The sequence below is a fragment of the Croceicoccus sp. YJ47 genome, assembly GCF_016745095.1.
Classification (GTDB): Bacteria; Pseudomonadota; Alphaproteobacteria; order Sphingomonadales; family Sphingomonadaceae; genus Croceicoccus.
The window spans coordinates 2,686,641-2,708,132 of sequence record NZ_CP067087.1 but is presented as its reverse complement, the minus strand read 5'-3'; the positions used below and the strand labels follow the sequence as shown (position 1 = coordinate 2,708,132).

Below are 21,492 nucleotides of genomic sequence, written 5' to 3'. Positions count from 1 at the left end.
ACCGGCCCCATGACTGCCACATCGTGCCGGCCACTCAACCGCGGCCAGCCGCGCGTAGGCGGCGGGTCACCACGTGAAAAGGGGCCGGTTCGGGCGGAAATGGCGTCGAGAGGGTAACGGACGACGGGCCGGCAATCAGTTGCCTTTAAACGTCCGCAGGCCAGCCCGGCGATACGCGGGGCCGGCGTCCGTTCCCGCACCCTGCACGCAGCAGGGCGCGCGCAGGATTGCGGGCATCAGGCCGCGGGCTTACCGGACAGATGCGCCCCGCCCCTTTTCGGACGGACGCGCCGCCGGGAAATGCGATCAGACCCGTTCGACGACCATCGCCATGCCCTGCCCGACGCCGACGCACATGAAGATCAGCGCATAGCGCCCTTCGGTCCGCTGCAATTCCTCAACCGCGGTCATGGCGATCCGTGCGCCCGACATGCCGAGCGGATGACCCAGCGCAATGGCGCCGCCGTTCGGATTGACCCGCGCATCGTCGAGCGGGTCGATACCGAGATCGCGCAGCGTGGCGATGGCCTGGCTCGCGAATGCTTCGTTAAGTTCGATCACCGAAAGATCGCCGACATCCACCCCGGCGAGGGCCAGCGCCTTGCGCGCCGCTTCGACCGGGCCGACGCCCATGACGCGCGGCGCGATGCCCGATGCCGCCATGGACAGCACGCGCGCACGCGGCGTCAGGCCATTTGCCGCCGCCGCCTTTTCCGACGCGACGATCATGGCCGCCGCCCCGTCATTGAGGCCGGAGGCGTTGCCCGCGGTGATCGTGCCATCCGCGCGCACCACCGGCTTCAAGCCCGCGAGCGCTTCACGCGTGGTGTCGCGGGGATGCTCGTCCTGTGCGAACACGGTCGGCGGGCCCTTGCGCTGCGGAATTTCGACCGGCTCGATCTCGACCGCGAAACGTCCGGCGGCGATGGCGGCCTTGGCCTTGTGCTGGCTGGCGAGCGCGAAACGGTCCTGATCCTCGCGCGTGACGCCCCATTGGTCGGCCACGTTTTCGCCGGTCTGCGGCATGGAATCGACGCCATAGGCCGCCTTCATCGCCGGGTTCACGAAACGCCAGCCCAGCGTCGTGTCCTCGATCTTCTGCGCCCGGTCGAATGCGGTTCGCGCCTTGCCCATGACATAGGGTGCGCGCGACATGCTCTCCGCGCCGCCCGCAACGATCATCTGCGCATCGCCGCAACGGATCGCCTGCGCGGCAAGACCCACCGCGTTGAGACCGGAGGCGCAGAGCCGGTTCACCGTCACGCCGGGCACGCTTTCCGGCATGCCCGAGAGCAGCACCGCCATGCGCGCGACATTGCGATTGTCCTCACCCGCCTGATTGGCGCAGCCCAGGATGACATCGTCCACACCGGCCCAGTCGACGGCCTCGTTGCGCCGGACGAGCGCACGCAGCGGCAGAGCGGCAAGATCGTCGGCGCGAACGCTGGCGAGCGCACCGTTCAGCTTGCCGACGGGAGTGCGGATGGCATCGCAGATAAAGGCCTGGGTCATGAGGTCGGGTGCCTTTCTGTAGACATGGGGTGGCATGGCGGGTCGGTCGGCGCTTTGACCGCAAGGGGCGAATGCCCCGTTCGAACCGCCGCATGGCATAGCGAGGGTTTGGCGAAAAGGAATAATTCCTTTGCGCGCGTCCGCTCCGCGATGGTCACGACCCGATCGCGGCTTGCGCAAATTCGGTGGGCCCGATCGCGATTATACGAAGCCCTGCGCGGTTGCACGACGCCCGGCCGCCCGACGCGCGGCGCATGGCGCGGATTCCCCGAAGGTCGCGCGGACCGAAGGTTCAGGCGGAGAGGCCCGCCGCCCGTCCCACGGCATGCGGCAGGCTTCGCTTTCCCGCCGCTTCCTTGCCGAACATGCCGTCGCCTTCTGCGCAGCTCCGATTCCGGCCTCGCGCCTTGGCGTAATAGAGGCGGCGATCGGCCAGTTTTATGCAGGCGTCAGGCTCTCCGCCCGCCTCGCTCAGCTCGGCGATGCCGGCGCTGAACCGCAGGCGGAAACCGGGGGCGTCATCGAAATACACCGCTTCGGCTTCGCGGCGGACCCGCTCGATCATGCGGACGAGTTCCTTGCCGCTCGCATCCGGTGCGATGAGCAGGAACTCCTCCCCGCCCCAGCGCCCCACCGCATCGCCCGGCCGGACGCAGCTTTCGATGATACTGGCAAACGTGCTCAAGACCCGATCGCCGGCATCATGGCCGAATTCGTCGTTGCACGATTTGAAATGATCGATGTCGAGCAGGGCGAAGGACGCGTCGGCATGTCCCGCTTCGCTGCTGTGATGCACGTCCTCCGCCTTGCGCAGGGTCGCCCGGCGATTGGCAAGGCCGGTCAGCGGGTCCGTCATGGCGAGACGGCGGAATTGCCGCCGATGGCGCGCCAGCACGAAAACGAGAATGCCAAGGAGGGAAAAGGTCACGATCGCGCCTAGGACGACGACAGCGACAAGCCGCAGTCGCGCCTCGCTGCGCCGCTGCTCCTCCGCGAGGCTGTCCTCGAGCTCGCGCGTCTTGAACCGGGCGCGAAGGGCCGTGGTCCCGCTCTGGAGTTCGGTTTCCACATAGGCTTCGGACAATTCGGTCACCTTGCGCAGGTCGGCATAAGCCTCGCCGTAGCGGTCGACCGATGCGAGCGCCTCCGCGCGCGTCTTGAACGCCTTCATCCAGTCCTCGATCTGATTTTCGCCGCGTCCGCCGGCAAGCAGCGGATCGAGCAGCGCGATCGCGCCGCGCGGGTCACCTCGTGCGACGCGAAGACCGGCGAGCGAAGCGGCCGCCGAAAACGCCGTTGGCCCGCCATCGGGCGCGAACCCGGCATAGGCACTTTCACAGGCAGGCGCCGCCGTTTCAAAAGCCTTCCCATCGAGCGCCGCCATGCAGGATCCAAGCTCCGCATAATGGACCGCATAGGAATTGTCGTAGCTGCGCGACAGATTGGCGGCGGCATCGAAATCGACCAGCGCGCCTTCCCACTCATCGTCCGCAAGCTGCGCATATCCGCGCAGCACCAGCTCATTGGAGGCGAGATCGGCCTGCCCGAGCTTCAAAAAGATGGCCAGCGCCTCGGTCTGCAACTCCCTGGCATAGGCGAAATCGCGGCCGGTCGACACGAGATAGGCGAGGAAGGATGCCGCGCTCGCCCGGGCGACCGTATCCTTGTGCACCTCGCTGTTGCGGTAGGCTTGCGTGGCGAGGATGAACGCCTCGCGCGGACGGTCGCGCATCACATATTCGAAGGCGAGATTGACCCCCCGGCACGTGCGCGCCATGCTTCCCTCCGGCAGGGACCCGTAATCGCGCGTGATGGCCGCAAGCGTCCGCAGCTTTGCGGCATTGTCGTCCATCAACGGAACATCGGCAAGCCGGATCATGAGGTTCGCCGGGTGATCGGGCGCGAATCCGCTCGCCGCGCGCCGCGCCTTTTCGAGCACGGGCAAGGCGTCGCCCCCGCTCATGTACGATGCCTTGAACTTGGCGAGATAGAGCAGGGCGAGCCGGTTCCTGTCCGCAGGGTCCGTACGCGCGATCTGCCTTTCGATCACATCCACCGCGGCCTTGGGATCGCGCCCGGTCGCACGCTCCAGTAGGCCGATGACGGGATCATCGCTCCCGATGCAATGGGCGGCGGCCTCCCCGACAACGGTTGTCGACATCATGGTCAACGCCGCAACCGCGCCCAATTGTCTGGCATAGCGCCGGGGAAATGGTGGCCGGAATTTCACGAACATGCGGTAACACGGGTTCGTTGACCAACACTTACGTCATGCCTATCGATTCTATCGCATGGGCGTGCGGCCATGCGCTTCACGCTGGGCTCTGCGGCGGCTCGCGTATCATGTGAGCAGCACGGTTTTCCCGCGGTCGTGCCCTTCGCGATTATGGACGTAGGCATCCTGCGCCGCGTCGAGGGGAAAGGTCTTCCCCACCTCCACGCGCAATGTCGCATCCTTCATATGGTCGAGGATCGCGGCGAGCACCCCGTTGTCCGCGCGGGCCATGTAGCTTTCGACCCGGATGCCGGGCGGCGCCTCGACCGTATCGCTCTCCGCGATCGTCGTGATGAGCGTGCCACCGTCCCTGATCACGGCGAGGGAGCGTTCCTGCACCGCTCCGCCGATCAGGTCGAACACGAGATCCATTTCGCTCACGACATCCTCGAAATCCTGCGCTTCGTAATCGATCGCCATCTTCGCGCCGAGCGATTCGACGAAAGCGACGTCCTTGCCGGAGCAGGTCGCATAGACGGTCGCCCCCTTGATCCGCGCAAGCTGCACCGCGAGATGGCCGACACCGCCCGCGCCGCCGTGGATGAGCACGCTCTGCCCCGCCTCCAGCCTGCCATGATCGAAAAGTCCCTGCCACGCGGTCGTCCCGATCAGGCCGACCGCACCTGCGTCAATCGTCGACACGCTATCCGGAATGGCCGTGAATTCGGTCGCATCGACGCGGACGAAGCGGGCCTGCCCGCCGCGGTCGAAACCGCCGACATGCGCCATCACCCTTTGTCCGATGCTCAGCATGTTGTGCGCCGCCGGGCCGAGCAGCGCGATCGTTCCCGCGCAATCGCGACCGATCGGCGCGGGCAGGTCATCCTCGTCGAGGAACGGCGCCGCCCCATCGCGGATTTTCCAGTCCACCGGATTGACGCTCGCCGCCTCGACCCGGATCACGATACCGTCGTCGTGGGGGGCGGGCATGGTCGCATCGCGCACCTCGATCGCGCCGTCCTCCCCCATGCGGGTCAGCATGACGGCGCGGTTTTCAATGAGGTCGCGCGCAGCGTCGGCAAGCGGCGTCTCGGCCATGAAGCGTCTCCTTTGACGCGAAGACGCCGCAAGTGCAGTCCCGTTCCGGACGGGCGCGCCCCCTGCCCGCGGAGCGTGCACGAAAAGGGACAGGGCACCGATGCCGCCGTCCACGCTGGCCGTCGAGGCGCAGCCGGCGCGCGTCTAGTCGCGTCCCCCGACGGCGAGCCGCATGTCGTCCCACGCCAGCGTCACGAGCTTTGCCATCGCGCGGGACGCCGCGTCCGCATCCCGTTTCGCAATGGCGGCGAAGACGGCCTGATGGTCGGGGAGGGAATCGCGCGGTTCGGCCTGATTTTCCTGCTTGAAGCGGGTGGTCATGCCGACCGCCGCCTCGACCGGCGCGGACAGGGCAATGAAGAAATTATTGCCCGACGCATCGAAGATCGCGGCGTGGAAGGCCCGGTCGGCAAGCCGCCCCTCATCCGTGCCGAGCCCCGCCCTTTCCATCTGGTTCAGCGCGTCTTCCATCCGGGCGAGATGGGCATCGCTGCGCCGTTTTGCCGCCATGGCCGCGGCGGCCGGCTCGATTATGGCGCGCAATTCGAAGATCTCGCCCGAGAACGCAGGATCCGGCTCGTCCGAAAGGATCCATGACAGGATGTCGAGATCGAGCAGGTTCCAGTGATGCGGATCGCGCACATGGGTGCCGCGGCGCGGCCGGCTTTCGATCAGGCCCTTCGCGATGAGCGAGCGCATCGCCTCGCGATAGACGGTGCGGGACACACCCCAGGCGTCCGCCTCCTCGATCTCCCCCCTGAAGCCGCTGCCAGGCGGGCGTTCGCCTTTGAGAATCTCCGTCCCGATCTTGCGCGCGACGAGTTGGTTCATGCGTTCCCGGCGCCCGCTCATGCGATGCTAAACCTCACCCATCCTCGTGAAAAGGGTCCACCGTCCGGTAGCGGCCGCACAGGAACGCATCCGCCACGATGCGGAGCGGGGCGATGTCTACATCACTGCGCCCCTCGCGGACAAGTGTCACGAACCGGTCGTAGAGCGCAGGATATTCCCGCTCGCCCCCGGTTTCGACTTCCTCGCCGTCGATGAACAGCCGATTGCCCCCCTCGCGGAGCATCAGTTCGCCCGCGTCGGTGTCCACCGCGATGTTCCATTTTTGCGGACCGGTCTGGAGAAAGTCGAACTCCGCCACGACCGGCTGTCCCGACGCCGTCGCCATGTCGAGCCTTGCCGCGATCGGCGCGGCCCGGTTCGCCGGGGTATCGAGCACCGCGCCCATCACGCGAACCGGCTCCGGCAGCACCGCGGTCAGTATCGAAAGTGCGTTGATACCCGGATCGAACACGCCGAAACCGCCCGGCTCCCAGATCCAGTGTTGTCCCGGATGCCAGACGCGCACGTCCTCCTTCCACTCGATCCGCGCCGCCTTCACGCTTCGATCGGCGAGCCATGCGCGCGCCTTCGCAACGCCCGCCCCCTCGCGCGAGTGCCATGCCGCGAACAGCGTGCGGTCCGCCGTGCCGGCAGCCTGGATCAGCGCCTCGACCTCCGACAGGGTGACGCCCGGCGGCTTTTCGAGGAACACGTGCTTGCCTGCGCGCAGCGCGGCCATTGCCGCATCGAACCGCAATTGCGGCGGCTGACACAGGACGACGGCGTCGAGATCCGTCTCGTTCGCGAGCATGCCCTCGATATCGCGGTACGCCGGGACATCGGCGACCGCACGGGGGCTGGCGACGGCGACCAGTTCGATGCCGTCGGTGCGCGCGATGGCGGGCAGATGCTGATCGCGCGCGATCTTGCCCAGCCCGACGAGACCCAGCCGGATCATAGCGGGACGACGCGGCTGTCCGCGTCATCGGCCGCGCGACGCAGCGGATTGCGCACAGGCATCCGGAACGGGGCGGCGCTGATCTCGAAAATGTCGTCCTCGCGTGTCTTCACCGCGTCGGCAAACGACAAGGTCGCGGTGCCGAAGAAATGCACGTGGAGATCGCCGGGCCGGCGGAAGGACGCATATTTGAAATGGTGATGTTCGAGGTTCTCGATCGAATGCGACATGTTCGCCTCCCCCGAAAGAAACGGCTTTTCCCAGAGCGTTTCCTCCCCGCGCAGCACGCGGGATGTTCCCTCCACATGGGCGGGCAGATTGCCGAGCAGCAATTCCGGGCCGAGCGCGGCAGAGCGCAGCTTCGAATGGGCGAGCCAGAGATAGTTCACCTGCTCGGTCACGTGGTCCGAAAACTCGTTGCCGAGCGCAAAGCCGAGCCTGCGGGGCCGGCCTTCCGCGTCGATCAGGTAGACGCCGGCGATTTCCGGTTCCTCGCCGCCGTCCCCGGCAAAGGACGGCTGGACCACAGGCTCGCCCGGCGCGGCGATGATGGATCCGTCACCCTTGTAGAACCATTCGGGCTGCACCCCCTCGCCCGTCTCGGGTTTTCCGCCTTCGAGGCCCATGAGGAACATGCGCATCGTGTCGGTCGCATTGCCCGCCGCGGCCGCCTTGTGCATGCGGTCGCGCCCCTAGGCCGAACCGAGATGGGTGAGCCCGGTTCCGCTCACCAGAAGATGCGCGTCGTCCGGATGGTCGATGGGGCTGAGCAGGCGCACGGCGGCAAGGTCGATGGCCTCGCCCCGGCGGGCCTGCGCCGCGGCGGCGAGCGATGTGCCGTCGTCGAGGCAGGCGTTCGCGAGTTCGAACGTCGTGGCGACGCCCGACACGACATGCGCCCCCTCGTCGTCGAGCAGGGCCAGCCCGCGCGCGCCGTCCTTTTCGAACTGAACGAGGCTCGTCGTCATGCGCGTGCTTCCCATACGCCGTCGACCCGGCGCGCAATGCTGAGCGGATTGTCCCGGCGCAGCGCGGCGGGGAGGAGACTGTCCGGCGTATCCTGATAACAGACCGGCCGCACGAAGCGCATCATGGCAAGCGTGCCGACAGACGTCGTGCGCGGGTCGGTCGTCGCGGGGAACGGCCCGCCGTGGACCATGGCGCGGCACACCTCGACCCCGGTCGGCCATCCGCCGAACAGGATGCGCCCGCACCGGTCCTGCGCCGCGGGCATAAGCGTTGCGGCATCCGCCTCGTCCGCCTCGTCGCAATGGAAGGTGATGGTGAGCTGCCCTTCCATGTTTGCGAGGATTTCGCGCATCTGCGCCAGGTCGCGACACCGCACGATGACCGATGCGGAGCCGAAAACTTCCTGCGAAAGCGCGCGGTCGGCCACGAAATCGTCACCCGAAACGGTAAACACCGCAGCCGAACACAGATTGGCGCCGTCGCCCTTCGCCCCGCTGGCGACCCTGCTCGTCGCGGGATGCGCCTCGAGCGCGGAAACCGCCTCGTTATAAGCGGCATGGATCTGCCCGGTCAGCATGACGGCCGGCGAACCGTTGGACAGCGCCTCTGCCGCCGCGGTGACGAAGGGGTCGAAACCCTCCCCGCCCAGCGTCAGCACGATGCCCGGATTGGTGCAGAATTGCCCCGCGCCCATGACGAGCGAACCGGCAAACGCCTCACCCAGCGCGGCGCCGCGATCGGCGAGCGCATGCGGCATGAGGATGACGGGATTGATGCTGCTCATTTCGGCATAGACGGGGATCGGCACCTCGCGCTCCGCCGCGATCGCGGCAAGGGCGAGCCCGCCGCTGCGCGAGCCGGTGAAACCGACCGCGGCAATCCGCGGATCGCGCACCAGCGCCGAGCCCAGCGCGTTGGAGCGGCCCGGAAGATAGGAGAACACGCCCTCCGGAAGGCCGCTTTCGGAAATGGCGTCGCGAATCGCGCGGGCAACCAGTTCGCCCGTGCCGGGATGGGCGGGATGCCCCTTCACCACCACGGGACAGCCCGCCGCCAGCGCAGAGGCGGTGTCGCCGCCCGCCACCGAGAAGGCGAGCGGGAAGTTCGAGGCGCCGAACACCGCAACCGGGCCCACGGCGCGATTGGCACGGCGCAGGTCCACGCGGGGCGGCTGACGATCGGGGAGTGCCGGGTCGATGGTCGCATCGATCCATTCGCCGCTGCGCACTTCGGCGGCGAAAAGGCGCAGCTGATTGCACGTGCGCCCACGCTCGCCCTCCAGCCGCGCGCGCGGCAGGCCGGATTCCGCCATCGCCGTCGTCACCAGCTCGTCACCAATCGCCATGATCTTGTCGGCGATCGTTTCGAGGAAGCCGGCGCGGGCATCGGGGCTCAACCCGTCGAACGCGTCGAACGCGTCAGTGGCGAGTGCGCAGGCCGCGTCAACATGGCCGGCATCGGCTTCGCAATATTGCTGATCGAGGGGTTTGCCGGTGGACGGATCGACCGCGCCGAAGCTTTCCTCGCTCCGCTCTTCGCGCGATCCGACAAGAATGGCACCGTTGAGTTTCGACATGATGTATGACCTTTTGGGTTTGCTTTTCAGTGGCTGTCGCGCGGGAGCCCGCGCGTCTGTGCGATGCGTTGGAATTTTTCCGCACCTTCGAGAATGGCGCCGTCGTCCATCTGTCCGACAAGGGCGCGCTGTATTTCCTGCCACGGGGTTTGCGACGGGGGATAGGCGTAACCGCCCGCCTCGTTCAGCGCCGCACGGCGGGTGACAAGTTCCTCATCCGGCAACAGCGCATCGACGCGCCCCTGGCGCAGATCGATGCGGATCCGGTCGCCCGATTTAAGCAGCGCGAGCCCGCCGCCCACCGCGGCCTCGGGCGCGGTGTGTAGGATGGAGGGGCTGCCGCTCGTGCCCGATTGCCGCCCGTCGCCGAGGCAGGGCAGGCTCTGCACCCCGTCGCGCAGGAGATGGGCGGGCGCGCGCATGTTCACGACCTCGGCCGAACCGGGGTATCCGACCGGCCCCGTGCCGCGCATCACGAGCACGGTCCCCGCATCGATGCCGAGCGCCGGGTCGTCGATGCGCGCGTGATAATCCTCCGGCCCGTCGAACACCACGACCGGCGCCTCGAACGCATCGGGATCGCCGGGATTGCTGAGGAAGCGCTGGCGGAATTCGTCGGAAATGACGCTGCGCTTCATGATCGCGCTGTCGAACAGGTTCCCGGTCAGCACGATGAACCCCGCGCTCTGCCGCAAGGGCTTGTCGAACGGGCGGATGACCTCGGTATCGAGAATGGCCACGTCGCGGCAGTTTTCGCCGATCGTCTTGCCGTTGACCGTATTGGCGTCCTCGCGGATCAGCCCCGCCCCGATCAGCTGCGCCATGACCGCCGGCACACCGCCCGCGCGATAGTAATCCTCGCCCAGATATTCGCCGGCGGGCTGAAGGTTGACGAGCAGGGGAACGTCGTGGCCAAATTCGTGCCAGTCGCGCAGGGAAAGCTCCACCCCCATGTGCCGCGCGATGGCGGCGAGGTGGATCGGCGCGTTCGTCGACCCGCCGATCGCGGTATTCGCCACGATCGCGTTGAGGAACGCATCGCGCGTCAGCAAATCGGACGGTTTCAGATCCTCGCGCACCATGTCGACGATCCGCTTGCCGGTGCGATAGGCGTTTTCCTGCCGGTCGCGATAGGGCGCGGGAATCGCGGCCGACCCCGGCAGGCTCATGCCCAGCGCCTCGGTCAGCGAGTTCATCGTCGTGGCCGTGCCCATCGTGTTGCAATAGCCGGTGGAGGGCGCGCTCGACGCGACGAGGCGGACGAAGCCGTCCTGGTCGATTTCCCTCCGGCTCAACATTTCGCGCGCTTTCCACACGATCGTGCCCGATCCCGTGCGCTCGCCCTTGTGCCAGCCATTGAGCATCGGCCCGACGGACAGCGCGATCGCCGGAATGTTGACCGTTGCCGCCGCCATGAGCGCGGCCGGCGTGGTCTTGTCGCAGCCGATGGTGAGCACCACCCCGTCGAGCGGGTAGCCGTGAAGCACCTCGACCAGGCCGAGATAGGAGAGGTTCCGATCCAGCCCCGCCGTGGGCCGCTTGCCCGTTTCCTGAATCGGGTGGACGGGAAATTCGATGGCGATGCCGCCCGCCTCGCGGATGCCTTCGCGCACGCGTTCGGCCAGGACGAGGTGATGGCGATTGCACGGGGACAGGTCGCTGCCTGTCTGCGCGATGCCGATGATCGGGCGCCCCGAGCGCAGTTCCTCCGCCGAAAGCCCGAAGTTCAGATACCGCTCCAGATAGAGCGCGGTCATGTCGATATTGTCGGGATTGTCGAACCACGCGGCAGAGCGCAGCCGGCGTTCCCCGCCGTTATCCGCACCGTTTTGCGACCCGTTGGTCGTCATGACCCTATCCTTTCCAACACCGATTGACCCGTTTGACCGTGCCTATATACTCATACAAATGAGGATTCAAGGGAGCGTAATCGTGGAAGAGCACGCGATGAGTGAGAGCGGATTGACGGTCGCCTGGCGCGCCGGGACGATGCTGGGCGAAGGGCCGGTCTGGATCGAGGAACAGCAGGTGCTGCTCTTCGTCGACATTCATGGCGGGCGCATCTGCCTGTACGATCCGGGGCGCGGCGCGGGCCGCGACCTGCCCTGCACCGGGCGGCCGAGCTTCATCTATCCCGCAGGGGCGGACAGCTTCGTCTATGGCTCGAACCGGGAACTTCGCCTGCTGTCGCTGACGGGGCGCGACGAGAGACTGTGCGACTTGACCGTGCCGGAGGATACGCGGACCAATGACGGGGCAGTCGATGTGCATGGACGGCTCTGGTTCGGCATGTCGCATGTGCCGGAAACCGAGCCTCTGGGCGGGTTGTTCGTCTATGACCGCGGCGAGGTCCGGCAACATCTCGACAATATCGTGGTGCCCAACGGCCCGGCGATCTCTCCCGATGGCAGCACGATGTATCACGTCGATTCGCCGCGCGGGCGCATCTCCCGCTACAGGATCGAGGACGGCGCGCCGGTCGATGGCCACCTCCATGTGCAGATCGCGGAGGGCGACGGGTTCCCCGACGGTGTCACGCTCGATGCGGAGGGATGCCTGTGGGTGTGTCTGTGGGACGGATGGGGGGTAAGGCGCTACGATCCCGATGGTCGGCTGATGCGCGAAATCCGGTTTCCCTGCGCGCGCGTGACCAAGCTTGCACTGGGCGGGGCGGATGGGACCACTGCCTATGTCACCACGGCGCGCACCGGGCTTGGCGATGCGGAGCTTCGCGAGCAACCCGGCGCCGGAAGCCTGTTCGCCTTCGATGCGGGTGTGGCGGGGGTGCCGGCGGCGCACTGCGCGCTGCCTTAGGGCGCGGCGGTTTCGTTTCGTGAGAACGCGGGTGGCTGGGGCGGCAGGATTCGAACCTGCGCATGCCGGTACCAAAAACCGGTGCCTTACCGCTTGGCTACGCCCCAATATGCATCCGTGTGCGCGGCGCCTTATAACCATACGACGATCAAATGAAAGGGGCCGATTGCACGATCCGTCGCGATAGGCGCGCCGTCCCGGCACCGCGCGCGGAACCGCCTGTGGCGAAAAGGGTTTTTCGGCCATGGCAACACGCACATCCCCCGCCGAATGTTCGGCATCGAGGCTGGTCTATGTCGACGATTCCCTTCCCGGCGTCACGCGCCGGCGTTGCGGCAAGGGTTGGGCGTATTACGATCCGTCGGGCACGCTGATCCGCGACAAGGGGGAGATTACGCGGCTCAATGCCATCGCCCTGCCCCCTGCCTATACCGATGCGTGGTTCTGTCCCGCGGGCAACGGGCACATCCTCGCCACCGGAATAGACGCGCGCGGGCGCAAGCAATATCGCTACCACCCCGCCTTTCGCGAAGCGCGCGAGGGCGAAAAATTCGACCGCTGCGCCGCGTTCGGAAAATTGCTGCCGCTCGTCCGCAAGCGGGTCGAGGATGACCTCGCCGCCCCCACGCTCACCCGCGCGCGCGCGATCGCCAGCGTCATTCGCCTGCTCGACCTCGGACGCATCCGGATCGGGAACGAGGCCTACTCGAAGGCGAACAAGAGTTTCGGCGCGACCACGCTACGCCACCGCCATGTCGAGGTGACGAAGGGCGCGCTCCACCTGAAATTCAAGGGAAAATCGGGCAAGTTGCGCAAGGTCACGCTGACCGATCGCAGCCTCGCCCGGTTCGTGAAGGATGTGCAGGATCTGCCGGGGCAGCATCTGTTCCAATATGTCGATGCCGATGGCGACGCGCATCACGTTACCTCCTCGGACGTGAACGCCTATCTTCGCGAAGCCATGGGCGAGGATTTCACCGCAAAGGATTTCCGCACCTATCACGCCAGCGTTCTCGCCTTCACCGCGCTGTCCTCGGCAAAGGAAGGCGTGGCGATCAAGGATCTGCTCGATGTGGTGTCAGACCGGCTCGGCAATACGCCCGCGGTCGCGCGGCGCAGCTATATCCACCCCGCCGTCATCGCCCGTGTCGAGGATCAGGACGCATGGCGCGACGCGCTGCGCCTGCCGCGCCGCACCCGCTGGCAAAGCCGGGAGGAGCGCGGCCTGCTGTCCCTGCTCGAACAAAGCCCGCAGGCGGCCGAGCTGCTCGCCGCGGCCTGACCCCGCGCGGCGTCAGTCCAGCCGCGTGACCCAGCCGTGCGGGTCGGCGATCTCGCCGCGCTGAATCCCGGTCAGCGTCCGCCGCAATTTCTGCGTCAATTGCCCGGCGGCGCCCGATCCGACGGTGAACTCGCCATCATGGCCCGCCACCTTGCCGACCGCGGTGACGACCGCCGCCGTGCCGCAGGCGAAACATTCGACGAGTAGGCCGGAATTCGCATCCTCGCGCCACTGGTCGATGCTGTATTTCTCTTCGCGCAGGCGCAGGCCTTCGTCCTTGAGCAGGGTGATGAGGCTGTCGCGGGTGATGCCGGGCAGGATCGTGCCGGTGAGCGGCGGGGTCACGACGCTGCCGTCCTCCATCACGAAGAACAGGTTCATGCCACCCAGCTCCTCGATCCATTTGTGCTCTGCCGCGTCGAGGAACACGACCTGGTCATGGCCGCGCTCGATCGCTTCGGCCTGGGGGACGAGGCTGGCCGCATAATTGCCGCCGCACTTCGCCGCACCCGTGCCGCCCGGCGCCGCACGCGCATAATCGCGCGAGACCCAGATCGACACGGCGGGCGCACCCGACTTGAAATAATTGCCGGCGGGGCTGGCGATCACGACGAACTTGTACTCACGCGCGGGCCGCACGCCCAGAAACGCCTCCGACGCGAACATGAAGGGGCGCAGGTAGAGCGAGCCGCCCTCCACCTCGGGAAACCAGTCCCTGTCGGCTGCGATCAATTCGCGCACGGCGGTCAGGAACAGGCCCTCCGGCAACTCCGGCATCGCCATGCGCGCGGCCGAACGATTGAAACGCGCCGCGTTTTCCTCCGGCCGGAACAGGGTCAGCCCGCCATCGGGACTGCGATAGGCCTTCATCCCCTCGAAGATTTCCTGCGCATAATGCAGCACCGCCGCGGCGGGGTCTAGCGGGATCGGCTGGCGCGGGCCGATGGTCGCATCGTGCCATCCGCGCCCTTCGGTATAATCGACCGTGACCATGTGATCGGTGAACAACGTGCCGAAGCCGGGATTGCGCAATGCCTCCACCCGGGTTTCGCCGGGCACGGGCGCGGGATGCGCGATTGCGTTGAATTGCAGCGTGGGCGCGCTGTTCGCCATGGTCCGTTATCCTGCCTGTCTTCGTGATATCGCGCCGGGATTAGGCGCTGCGGCAATGCCATGCAAGCACCGCGAGGCGCCCTATCGCCCGCCGCCGGGCACGCCGTTCGCCTCCAGAAAGCGAAGCGCCGTTTCATAACGATGCACCGATATGACCGGCCCCGAAACACGGTGGGTGTAACCGGGATAGAGCATCATCTCGAACGGGACGCCGCCTTCCTGCATGGCGGAGATCAGCGCGCTGGAATTGTCGAACACGACATTGTCGTCGCTCAGCCCGTGAATAAGGAGCAGCGGATCGGCGATTTTTCCCGCGTCGGCGATGGCGTTGGCCGCCTCGTAAGCATCGGGCACCTCGCGCGGATCGCCCATGTAGCGTTCGGTGTAATGGGTGTCGTAAAGCTCCCATTTCGTGACCGGCGCGCCCGATATGCCGGCGGCATAGAAACCGGGATCCGCCTCCAGCATCTTGAGCGTCATGTACCCGCCATAGGACCAGCCATCGATCGCGATCCGGTCGGGATCGACATAGTCCAGCGTCTTGAGCCACTCGGCGCCCGTCTTCTGGTCGCGCACCTCGACACTGCCCATCGCGCGGTAGATCGCCTTTTCGAAATCGACGCCGCGATTGGCGCTGCCGCGATTGTCGATCTCGAACCAGATATAGCCCTTGTCGACGATCGCCTGTTGCAACGCGCCGCCCCACGACCGCGACACGACCTGCGCATGCGGGCCGCCGTAATGGGAGAACCACACGGGGTAACGCTTGCCCTGCTCCATCTCGGGCAGGATCATCTTGTAATAAAGCGGCGTGCCGTTTTCGTTCGGGATGGTGCCGAAGATCGCAGGGCGATGGCTCGCGGCGAACGGGGCATAGGGATGATCCGCATCGACGCGGTTTTCCACCAGCCAGGTCAGCCGCTTTCCGCCATTATCGGCGAGATAGCTTTGCGGCGGCTGATTGGGCGAGGACCGCGTGACGATGAGCGCCTGCGCATCCTTGTCCATGCGCGCGCCATGCGAATAGCCTTCCTCGGTCAGGCGAACCGGCGCGCCGCCACCGGCGTAATCGAGCGCGTAGACATGGTTTTCGAGCACGCCGTCCTTCGTCCCCGACAGCCACAGCCGCCCCGCCGCCTCGTCCACGCCGAGCAGTCCGGTCACGACCCAGTCGCCATCGGTGAGCTGCGTCCACGCGCCATCGGCCAGGCGGTAGAGATGGCCGAACCCGTCACGCTCCGACCACCAGATCAGCGACCCGTCCTTCAGGAAACGATAGTTCGACGTCTGGTTCAGCCAGTGCCCCTCGGCCGCCTCTTCGGTGAACAGCACCGTGCTCGTCCCGGTGGCGGGATCGATGCGCAGCATGTCCATGCGGGTCTGCGCCCGGTTCTGCCGCTGTGCGAAGATCGCGCTGCCGTCCGGCGCCCAATCGACGCGGGTGATGTAGATATCGTCGTTCTCACCCAGATCGGCGCGCACGCGGTCGCTGCCATCGGGGCCCATGACATAGAGCGCGATCTCCACGTTGGGCGTGCCCGCGGCGGGATAGCGCTGTTCATAAACCTTGGTGCTGCCCGCGCCGATGGCGGTACGCTGCACCGTGCCGACGCGCGCCTCGTCGAACCGCAGGACGGCGATGCGGCGTTCATCCGGCGACCACCAGTAGCCGGTATCGCGGTCCATCTCCTCCTGCGCGACGAACTCCGCCTCGCCCCAGTGGACGGTTTCGGGCTCGTTCGGCGGGGTTACCGCCTGCGCCTCTGCCCCGACATCGCCGACGAAGAGCCGCCCGTCACGCACGAAGGACAGATACCGCCCCTCCGGACTGAGCACCGGGTTGAGTTCGCCCGCCTCGCTATCGGTCAGGCGCCGAACCGTGCCGTCGAGCCGCGCGAGATAGAGATCCCCGTCGAGCGGCACGAGAATGCTCTGCCCATCGTCGGACCATTCATAGGCGACGATACCCTTCAAACTGCCGATGCGGGCGCGTTCACGCTGCATCTTCTCCGCCTCGGACAATTCGCGGCCCGACCCCAGCTTTTCGGAATCGACCAGCATCGACCATGCGTTCGCCTCACGGTCGAATGCCCACAGATCGTAACGCTCGCGGTCATCCTCCCGATTGCGCAGGACGGTGAGGTAGCGCCCGTCGGGCGACAGGCGCGGCACGCGCGGCCCCGGCCCGTCGAGTGCGGGGCTGGCGAATACGCGCTCGAGCGTGAGCGGGCGTTGCTCCGCCGCCGGAACGTCCATCGGCGCGGTCACGACCGGCTGCGCCATCTGCGCGAAGGCCGCAGGCGCGGTGCCCGCCATCAAACCGGCCATCAGAAACGCACTCGAGACGGCGCGGCTTGCGGAAAATCGAAACATGGGAAAAATCGTCCTATCGTCATCTGCGCCATGGTTCGCGCAAGCGGCGGACAATTGCAACCACCGGGAGACGAGCGGTTGCGACACCCAGCGAATAAGGCGCACACACGAAAAAGGGCGGCCCCGTTACGGCGCCGCCCTTCAACCTTGCGATACTGTCGCCGTGGCTCAGCTCGACTTGCGGTCGTCGCGACGTTCCGCGATACGCGCACGCTTGCCGGTCCGGCCGCGCAGGTAATACAGCTTCGCCCGGCGCACGATACCGCGGCGCACCACGGTGATGTTGTCGAGAATCGGCGAGTAGAGCGGGAACACGCGCTCCACGCCTTCGCCGAAGCTGATCTTGCGCACGGTGAAGTTCGAGCCCATGCCGCGGTTCGACCGCGCGATGCACACGCCTTCGAAATTCTGCACACGCTCACGCGTGCCTTCGACGACGCGCACGCCGACGCGAACGGTGTCGCCCGCACGGAAATCGGGGATGTCCTTGCCTTCTTTCAGGCTCTCGATGGCTTCCGCCTCGAGCTGCTGGATCAGGTTCATATCCTGTGTCTCTCAGTCTTCGTGCCGCGCGCAAGAGGCAGATCGGACCCGACCGTCACCATGACGATCCCAAAGATCCGGCCTGCGTAACCGTGTGTCGTCCTCCGCCCGTTGTTTCCGCCAGGCGGCGATCTTCGCATGATCCCCCGATCGCAGCACTTCAGGGATCGTGCGCCCTTCCCATGTGACGGGCCGGGTATAGTGCGGATATTCCAGAAGACCGCTTTCAAACGATTCTTCCACTCCGCTCCAAGCCGCGCCCATTACGCCGGGCAGGAGCCGAATGCAAGCGTCGAGCACCATCAAGGCCGCCGGCTCCCCGCCCGAAAGCACGATGTCGCCGACCGACACCTCCTCGACCTCCCGCCCGTCGAAAATACGCTCGTCGAAACCCTCGAACCGGCCGCACACTATCGTCACCCCCGGCCCCGCGGCGAGTTCGCGGATGCGCGCCTGTGAAATGGGGCGTCCGCGCGGGGTCATGGCGAGCACCGGCGCAGCGGGCGAAAGACCCCGCGCATGGTCGATGGCGCGGGCCAGCACGTCGGGTTTGAGCACCATGCCCGCGCCGCCACCCGCGGGCGTATCGTCCACCGTGCGATGCTTGTCGGTCGCAAAGTCCCGGATCTGCACCGTATTCATCGACCAGGTTCCGGCGGCGTGCGCCCGCCCGGCGAGCGACACGCCGAGTGGCCCTGGAAACATTTCGGGATAAAGCGTGAGGACGGTCGCGGTAAAACTCATGCCCAGCCGGTTAGCGGGCGCCGCCCCGCCGGGCCAGCATTCATTGCCGCGCCCCGGCCGCGATCACCCACATTTCACAAAAACGACGCCGTCGCCCGCGATCCTGTGCCCGGCCAGCGTCACCACCGGCCCGTCGCCCGGCATCACCGCAAGCCCGTCCGGCCCGCGCGATTCGATTGGCATGCGCGCGATGCCATCCGCCCATTCGAAGGCGGGATCGTCGCCTGTCGCGACGGCGCCGGTTTCCGGCAGGCCATCGATCCGCGTTTCGACGGTGGTCCGGCCCGCCCCGGCGCGGGTCACGTCGAAATCGGGCTTTTCGCAATTGGCATTCACGCCCTTCGCCACCCAGCTTCCCGCGACATGACGCGCGGTGATCGCCGCCCCTCCGGCGCGGGCGGGATCGCGGTCGCGCGCGGGCGGATCGCGGCGTTCGATGCTGTCGATGGCGATGGTGCCGGCCCCCTCCATGCACAGGCTCGTACCGGCGAGAGACGCCGTGATGCGGACATAGTCGCCCGGCGTAAAATCGCCCTCGCCAAGGTTCACCGCATAGGTTTCGCCGTCGGGCGTGCGAAGGACGGCGCATTCGGTCCCTTGGGCAAGGCGGCCTTCGAATTGCCGCAAGCCGTCGCCGGACCGCGCATCGTTCTGCGGTTCGGAGGAGGTGACGGTGTCATCGCCGTCCAGCCCGGCAAGGTCAGGTTGCTCGGACGCATCGCCGCCGCACGCGGCAAGCAGGAGCACGCCGACGGACACGAAACAATATCTTGAAAAAACAGCCATATCATGGCCAACACGCCAGACGGGCCCATGTTCCGAACCCGCCGAACCGGGTCAGATTTCGGCGAAACCGTCGGCCACGGTGAGCGTCGTATCGTCCCATCCCGGCACCGCGTCACGCGTCATCGGGACCATGAAACGCTTGCCGTCGGGCCTCTCGATCTCGACCACGTCGCCCGCGCCGTAATTCTCGACCGCGACCACCTTGCCCAGCATGCTGCCATCGCCCGAAACCGCGTCGAGAGCGAGGAGGTCGGCGTGGTAATATTCTCCCTCGTCGAGCGGGGGCAGCGCGTCGCGCGGCACGGTCAGCACGGTCCCACGCAGCGACTCCGCCGCATTGCGATCGGCGATTTCGGCAAAGCGCGCGACGGCGCCGCCCTTGCCATCGTCGCGGATTTTCTGCGCGGTCAGGGCGCCATCGTTGAAGGCGCGGAACCGCCGAAGCGAGTCCACGCCTTCCCCGAACAGCTTCAATCGCACGTCGCCCGTCACCCCATGCGCGCCGGTGACAGCGGCCAGGGTAACGGTGCGCAGCGCCATGGGATCAGCCCTCGGCCTTTTCTTCGGACCCTTCCGCAGGTTCCTGGCTGCTTTCGCCTTCGATGGCCTGGCCTTCGTCGCCGGCATCGCCACTGGGGGTCGCGACGTTTGCTTCCTCTTCGGCGGCCTTGGCGGCTTCGGCGGCGGCTGCGGCCTTCTCGGCGCGCTCTTCCTCACGCTCCTTGGCCTTCTCGCCCGGCTCACCCTTGTTCGGGTTGTTGCGCGCGGCGCGCTCCTTGATCCCGGCCTTGTCGAGGAAGCGTGCGACGCGGTCGCTCGGCTGTGCGCCGACGCCGAGCCAGTAATTCACGCGATCCTCGATGAGGGTCACGCGCTTCTCGTCGTCCTTGGCGAGCAGCGGGTTGTAGGTGCCGACCTGCTCCAGATACTTGCCGTCGCGCGGGCTGCGCGCGTCGGCGACGACGATGCGGTAATAGGGACGCTTTTTCGCACCACCGCGCGACAGACGCATTGCAATTGCCATGATATTCTACCTTTCGTTTATACTGTAATCTATTGAATTGACGTTATTTCTTCAAAAGCTTGGCGAGATCGGGCGGAAGCTCGCCGCCGCCCATTCCGCCCGGACCGGCACCCCCGCCCAGCCCCGGCATCGCGGCATCGAGCCCGCCCTTGCCGAACAGTGCGCCGAGACCTTTGAGCCCGCCCATCTTCTTGATCTGCTTCATCGCCTTGGACATTTCCTGATGCATTTTCAGCACCTTGTTCACGTCCTGCACCTCCACGCCGGGAGCCGGCCGCCACGCGCCGCTTGCGCTTTGCATTGAGCAGCGCGGGTTTCGCACGCTCGTCCGGCGTCATCGACGAGATGATCGCATCCATGCGCAGCAACACCCGGTCGTCCATATTGGCGGACGCCATCGCCTGCTTGGCCTTCTTCATGCCGGGCATCATGCCCGCAATCGCGCCAAGCCCGCCCATCTTCGTCATCTGCTGCAGCTGCATGCGCAGATCGTTGAGGTCGAACTCGCCCTTCGACATGCGACGGGCGAGCCGTTCGGCGTCCTCCGCCTTGACGCTTTCCGCCGCCTTTTCAACGATGGAGACGATGTCGCCCATGCCCAAAATGCGATTGGCGACGCGGACAGGATCGAACGCCTCGATCGCGTCGAGTTTTTCGCCCGTGCCTGCAAACTTGATCGGCTTGCCGGTGACCGCGCGCATGGAAAGCGTCGCACCGCCGCGCGCATCGCCGTCCATGCGGGTGAGCACCACGCCGGTCAGCGGCACTTCGCCGGTAAAGCTCTGCGCGACATTGACCGCGTCCTGCCCGGTCAGCGCATCGACGACGAGCAGCACTTCCTTCGGCGCGGAGACGGCGGCAACCGCCTTCATCTCCGCCATCAGCGCCTCGTCCACGTGCAGCCGGCCCGCGGTGTCGAGCATCAGCACGTCGAAACTCTGCAATTTCGCGGCCTGAAGCGCGCGGGTTGCGATGTCGACCGGCTGTTGCCCGGCGATGATCGGCAAGGTCGCGACATCCGCCTGCGTGCCCAGCACGGCAAGCTGTTCCTGCGCCGCGGGGCGATTGACGTCGAGCGACGCCATCATCACCTTCTTGCCTTCCTTCTCGCGAAGGCGCTTGGCGATCTTGGCGGTGCTGGTGGTCTTGCCCGAACCCTGCAGGCCGACCATCATGATGACGACCGGCGGTTTCGCATCGAGGTTGAGCGCGCTCGTATCGGCGCTCTCGCCTTCGGCATCGCCGCCGCCCAGCATTTCGACCAGCGCGTCATTGACGATCTTGACGACCTGCTGCCCCGGCGTAACCGAGCGCAGAACCTGCTGCCCGATGGCCTGTTCGGTGACCTTGTCGATGAAGCGCCGCACGACCGGGAGTGCCACATCGGCCTCCAGCAACGCGATCCGCACCTCGCGCATGGCGGCGCGGACGTCGTCCTCCTGCAAGGCACCGCGACCGCGCAGCGAATCGAATACGCCGCTCAGCCGGTCGGACAGCGAATCGAACATGGCCGCATCTCCATCTGGCGCATCGGCGCCGGTGTGAACCCGTGGCGCCGTGCGCGCCGCTTGAAACCGCTGCGGAAAAACGCGAAAAACGCCGATGGGCGAAACCTCGCCGATCAGCGTAGCGCGTATCACGCATGGAACGATGA

16 protein-coding genes, 1 tRNA gene and 2 pseudogenes are annotated in these 21,492 nt (G+C 66.6%); 2 read left to right on the top strand and 17 right to left on the bottom strand.

Features of this window, described 5'->3' with window-relative positions; translation table 11 throughout:
- Positions 1 to 306: 306 nt before the first annotated feature.
- The 8 genes and pseudogenes from pcaF to JD971_RS13145 all read right to left on the bottom strand — a co-directional run bounded on the left by pcaF (position 307) and on the right by JD971_RS13145 (position 11,009).
- Entirely contained in the window at positions 307 to 1,512 is a 1,206-nt protein-coding gene (gene pcaF / locus JD971_RS13180) for a 3-oxoadipyl-CoA thiolase (protein WP_202084073.1), read from the bottom strand.
- Between the two features lie 292 nt (positions 1,513 to 1,804).
- Entirely contained in the window at positions 1,805 to 3,676 is a 1,872-nt protein-coding gene (locus JD971_RS13175; RefSeq protein WP_202084071.1) for a diguanylate cyclase, read from the bottom strand.
- A gap of 177 nt (positions 3,677 to 3,853) precedes the next feature.
- Positions 3,854 to 4,825, bottom strand: a complete 972-nt coding sequence (locus JD971_RS13170) for an NADP-dependent oxidoreductase (RefSeq protein WP_202084069.1) — start codon at positions 4,823 to 4,825, stop codon at positions 3,854 to 3,856.
- A 144-nt stretch (positions 4,826 to 4,969) separates the two neighbouring features.
- Positions 4,970 to 5,656, bottom strand: coding sequence for a FadR/GntR family transcriptional regulator (locus tag JD971_RS13165; RefSeq protein WP_236672092.1), 687 nt, complete (start codon positions 5,654 to 5,656; stop codon positions 4,970 to 4,972).
- A 34-nt stretch (positions 5,657 to 5,690) separates the two neighbouring features.
- A complete protein-coding gene (locus tag JD971_RS13160; RefSeq protein WP_202084065.1) occupies positions 5,691 to 6,614 on the bottom strand; it encodes a Gfo/Idh/MocA family protein in 924 nt (307 codons plus the stop codon).
- Positions 6,611 to 7,582: pseudogene (gene araD1, locus JD971_RS13155) on the bottom strand (AraD1 family protein). Before araD1 ends, JD971_RS13160 begins: the two are co-directional and overlap by 4 nt.
- The gene (locus JD971_RS13150; protein WP_202084063.1) at positions 7,579 to 9,159 is read right to left on the bottom strand and encodes an aldehyde dehydrogenase (NADP(+)); all 1,581 of its coding nucleotides are present in this window, start codon (positions 9,157 to 9,159) and stop codon (positions 7,579 to 7,581) included. Before JD971_RS13150 ends, araD1 begins: the two are co-directional and overlap by 4 nt.
- A gap of 26 nt (positions 9,160 to 9,185) precedes the next feature.
- A complete protein-coding gene (locus JD971_RS13145) occupies positions 9,186 to 11,009 on the bottom strand; it encodes an IlvD/Edd family dehydratase (protein ID WP_202084061.1) in 1,824 nt (607 codons plus the stop codon).
- Between the two features lie 82 nt (positions 11,010 to 11,091).
- Here JD971_RS13145 and JD971_RS13140 point away from each other — a divergent pair, with 82 nt between their 5' ends.
- Positions 11,092 to 11,973 carry an SMP-30/gluconolactonase/LRE family protein gene (locus JD971_RS13140; RefSeq protein WP_202084059.1) on the top strand — a complete coding sequence of 294 codons (882 nt, stop codon included), beginning with the start codon at positions 11,092 to 11,094 and terminating at the stop codon, positions 11,971 to 11,973.
- Between the two features lie 32 nt (positions 11,974 to 12,005).
- On the opposite strand, the gene JD971_RS13135 is transcribed toward JD971_RS13140, so the two are convergent.
- A tRNA-Gln gene (locus tag JD971_RS13135) sits at positions 12,006 to 12,080 on the bottom strand.
- Between the two features lie 137 nt (positions 12,081 to 12,217).
- Here JD971_RS13135 and JD971_RS13130 point away from each other — a divergent pair.
- Complete coding sequence (locus JD971_RS13130) at positions 12,218 to 13,255, top strand: DNA topoisomerase IB (protein WP_202084057.1); 1,038 nt, start codon at positions 12,218 to 12,220, stop codon at positions 13,253 to 13,255.
- Positions 13,256 to 13,267: 12 nt separating this feature from the next.
- On the opposite strand, the gene JD971_RS13125 is transcribed toward JD971_RS13130, so the two are convergent.
- From JD971_RS13125 to ffh, 8 genes and pseudogenes are all read right to left on the bottom strand, one after another.
- Positions 13,268 to 14,368 carry a branched-chain amino acid aminotransferase gene (locus tag JD971_RS13125; RefSeq protein ID WP_202084055.1) on the bottom strand — a complete coding sequence of 367 codons (1,101 nt, stop codon included), beginning with the start codon at positions 14,366 to 14,368 and terminating at the stop codon, positions 13,268 to 13,270.
- 81 nt (positions 14,369 to 14,449) lie between these two features.
- Positions 14,450 to 16,696, bottom strand: a complete 2,247-nt coding sequence (locus JD971_RS13120) for a DPP IV N-terminal domain-containing protein (protein WP_371809652.1) — start codon at positions 16,694 to 16,696, stop codon at positions 14,450 to 14,452.
- Between the two features lie 213 nt (positions 16,697 to 16,909).
- Positions 16,910 to 17,284 carry a 50S ribosomal protein L19 gene (gene rplS / locus JD971_RS13115; protein WP_202084051.1) on the bottom strand — a complete coding sequence of 125 codons (375 nt, stop codon included), beginning with the start codon at positions 17,282 to 17,284 and terminating at the stop codon, positions 16,910 to 16,912.
- A 12-nt stretch (positions 17,285 to 17,296) separates the two neighbouring features.
- Positions 17,297 to 18,028 (bottom strand): tRNA (guanosine(37)-N1)-methyltransferase TrmD, encoded by a 732-nt coding sequence (gene trmD, locus JD971_RS13110; RefSeq protein WP_202084049.1) that lies wholly within the window; start codon positions 18,026 to 18,028, stop codon positions 17,297 to 17,299.
- Positions 18,029 to 18,091: 63 nt separating this feature from the next.
- A complete protein-coding gene (locus JD971_RS13105; protein WP_236672091.1) occupies positions 18,092 to 18,787 on the bottom strand; it encodes a DUF5818 domain-containing protein in 696 nt (231 codons plus the stop codon).
- A 78-nt stretch (positions 18,788 to 18,865) separates the two neighbouring features.
- On the bottom strand, positions 18,866 to 19,354 hold the full coding sequence (gene rimM / locus JD971_RS13100) for a ribosome maturation factor RimM (RefSeq protein WP_202084045.1): 489 nt from the start codon (positions 19,352 to 19,354) through the stop codon (positions 18,866 to 18,868).
- A 4-nt stretch (positions 19,355 to 19,358) separates the two neighbouring features.
- Complete coding sequence (rpsP, locus tag JD971_RS13095) at positions 19,359 to 19,838, bottom strand: 30S ribosomal protein S16 (RefSeq protein ID WP_202084043.1); 480 nt, start codon at positions 19,836 to 19,838, stop codon at positions 19,359 to 19,361.
- Positions 19,839 to 19,881: 43 nt separating this feature from the next.
- Positions 19,882 to 21,346: pseudogene (gene ffh / locus JD971_RS13090) on the bottom strand (signal recognition particle protein).
- Between the last annotated feature and the right edge of the window lie 146 nt (positions 21,347 to 21,492).

Excerpts from the sequence above, each read along its gene's own strand:
- rimM (WP_202084045.1), bottom strand. The coding sequence starts at position 19,354 with ATGGCGCTGCGCACCGTTACCCTGGCCGCTGTCACCGGCGCGCATGGG.
- JD971_RS13170 (WP_202084069.1), bottom strand. The coding sequence starts at position 4,825 with ATGGCCGAGACGCCGCTTGCCGACGCTGCGCGCGACCTCATTGAAAAC.
- pcaF (WP_202084073.1), bottom strand. The coding sequence starts at position 1,512 with ATGACCCAGGCCTTTATCTGCGATGCCATCCGCACTCCCGTCGGCAAG.
- JD971_RS13165 (WP_236672092.1), bottom strand. The coding sequence starts at position 5,656 with ATGAACCAACTCGTCGCGCGCAAGATCGGGACGGAGATTCTCAAAGGC.
- JD971_RS13130 (WP_202084057.1), top strand. The coding sequence starts at position 12,218 with ATGGCAACACGCACATCCCCCGCCGAATGTTCGGCATCGAGGCTGGTC.
- rplS (WP_202084051.1), bottom strand. The coding sequence starts at position 17,284 with ATGAACCTGATCCAGCAGCTCGAGGCGGAAGCCATCGAGAGCCTGAAA.
- rpsP (WP_202084043.1), bottom strand. The coding sequence starts at position 19,838 with ATGGCAATTGCAATGCGTCTGTCGCGCGGTGGTGCGAAAAAGCGTCCC.
- trmD (WP_202084049.1), bottom strand. The coding sequence starts at position 18,028 with ATGAGTTTTACCGCGACCGTCCTCACGCTTTATCCCGAAATGTTTCCA.
- JD971_RS13150 (WP_202084063.1), bottom strand. The coding sequence starts at position 9,159 with ATGTCGAAACTCAACGGTGCCATTCTTGTCGGATCGCGCGAAGAGCGG.
- JD971_RS13175 (WP_202084071.1), bottom strand. The coding sequence starts at position 3,676 with ATGATGTCGACAACCGTTGTCGGGGAGGCCGCCGCCCATTGCATCGGG.
- JD971_RS13160 (WP_202084065.1), bottom strand. The coding sequence starts at position 6,614 with ATGATCCGGCTGGGTCTCGTCGGGCTGGGCAAGATCGCGCGCGATCAG.
- JD971_RS13120 (WP_371809652.1), bottom strand. The coding sequence starts at position 16,696 with ATGGCCGGTTTGATGGCGGGCACCGCGCCTGCGGCCTTCGCGCAGATG.
- JD971_RS13125 (WP_202084055.1), bottom strand. The coding sequence starts at position 14,368 with ATGGCGAACAGCGCGCCCACGCTGCAATTCAACGCAATCGCGCATCCC.
- JD971_RS13145 (WP_202084061.1), bottom strand. The coding sequence starts at position 11,009 with ATGACGACCAACGGGTCGCAAAACGGTGCGGATAACGGCGGGGAACGC.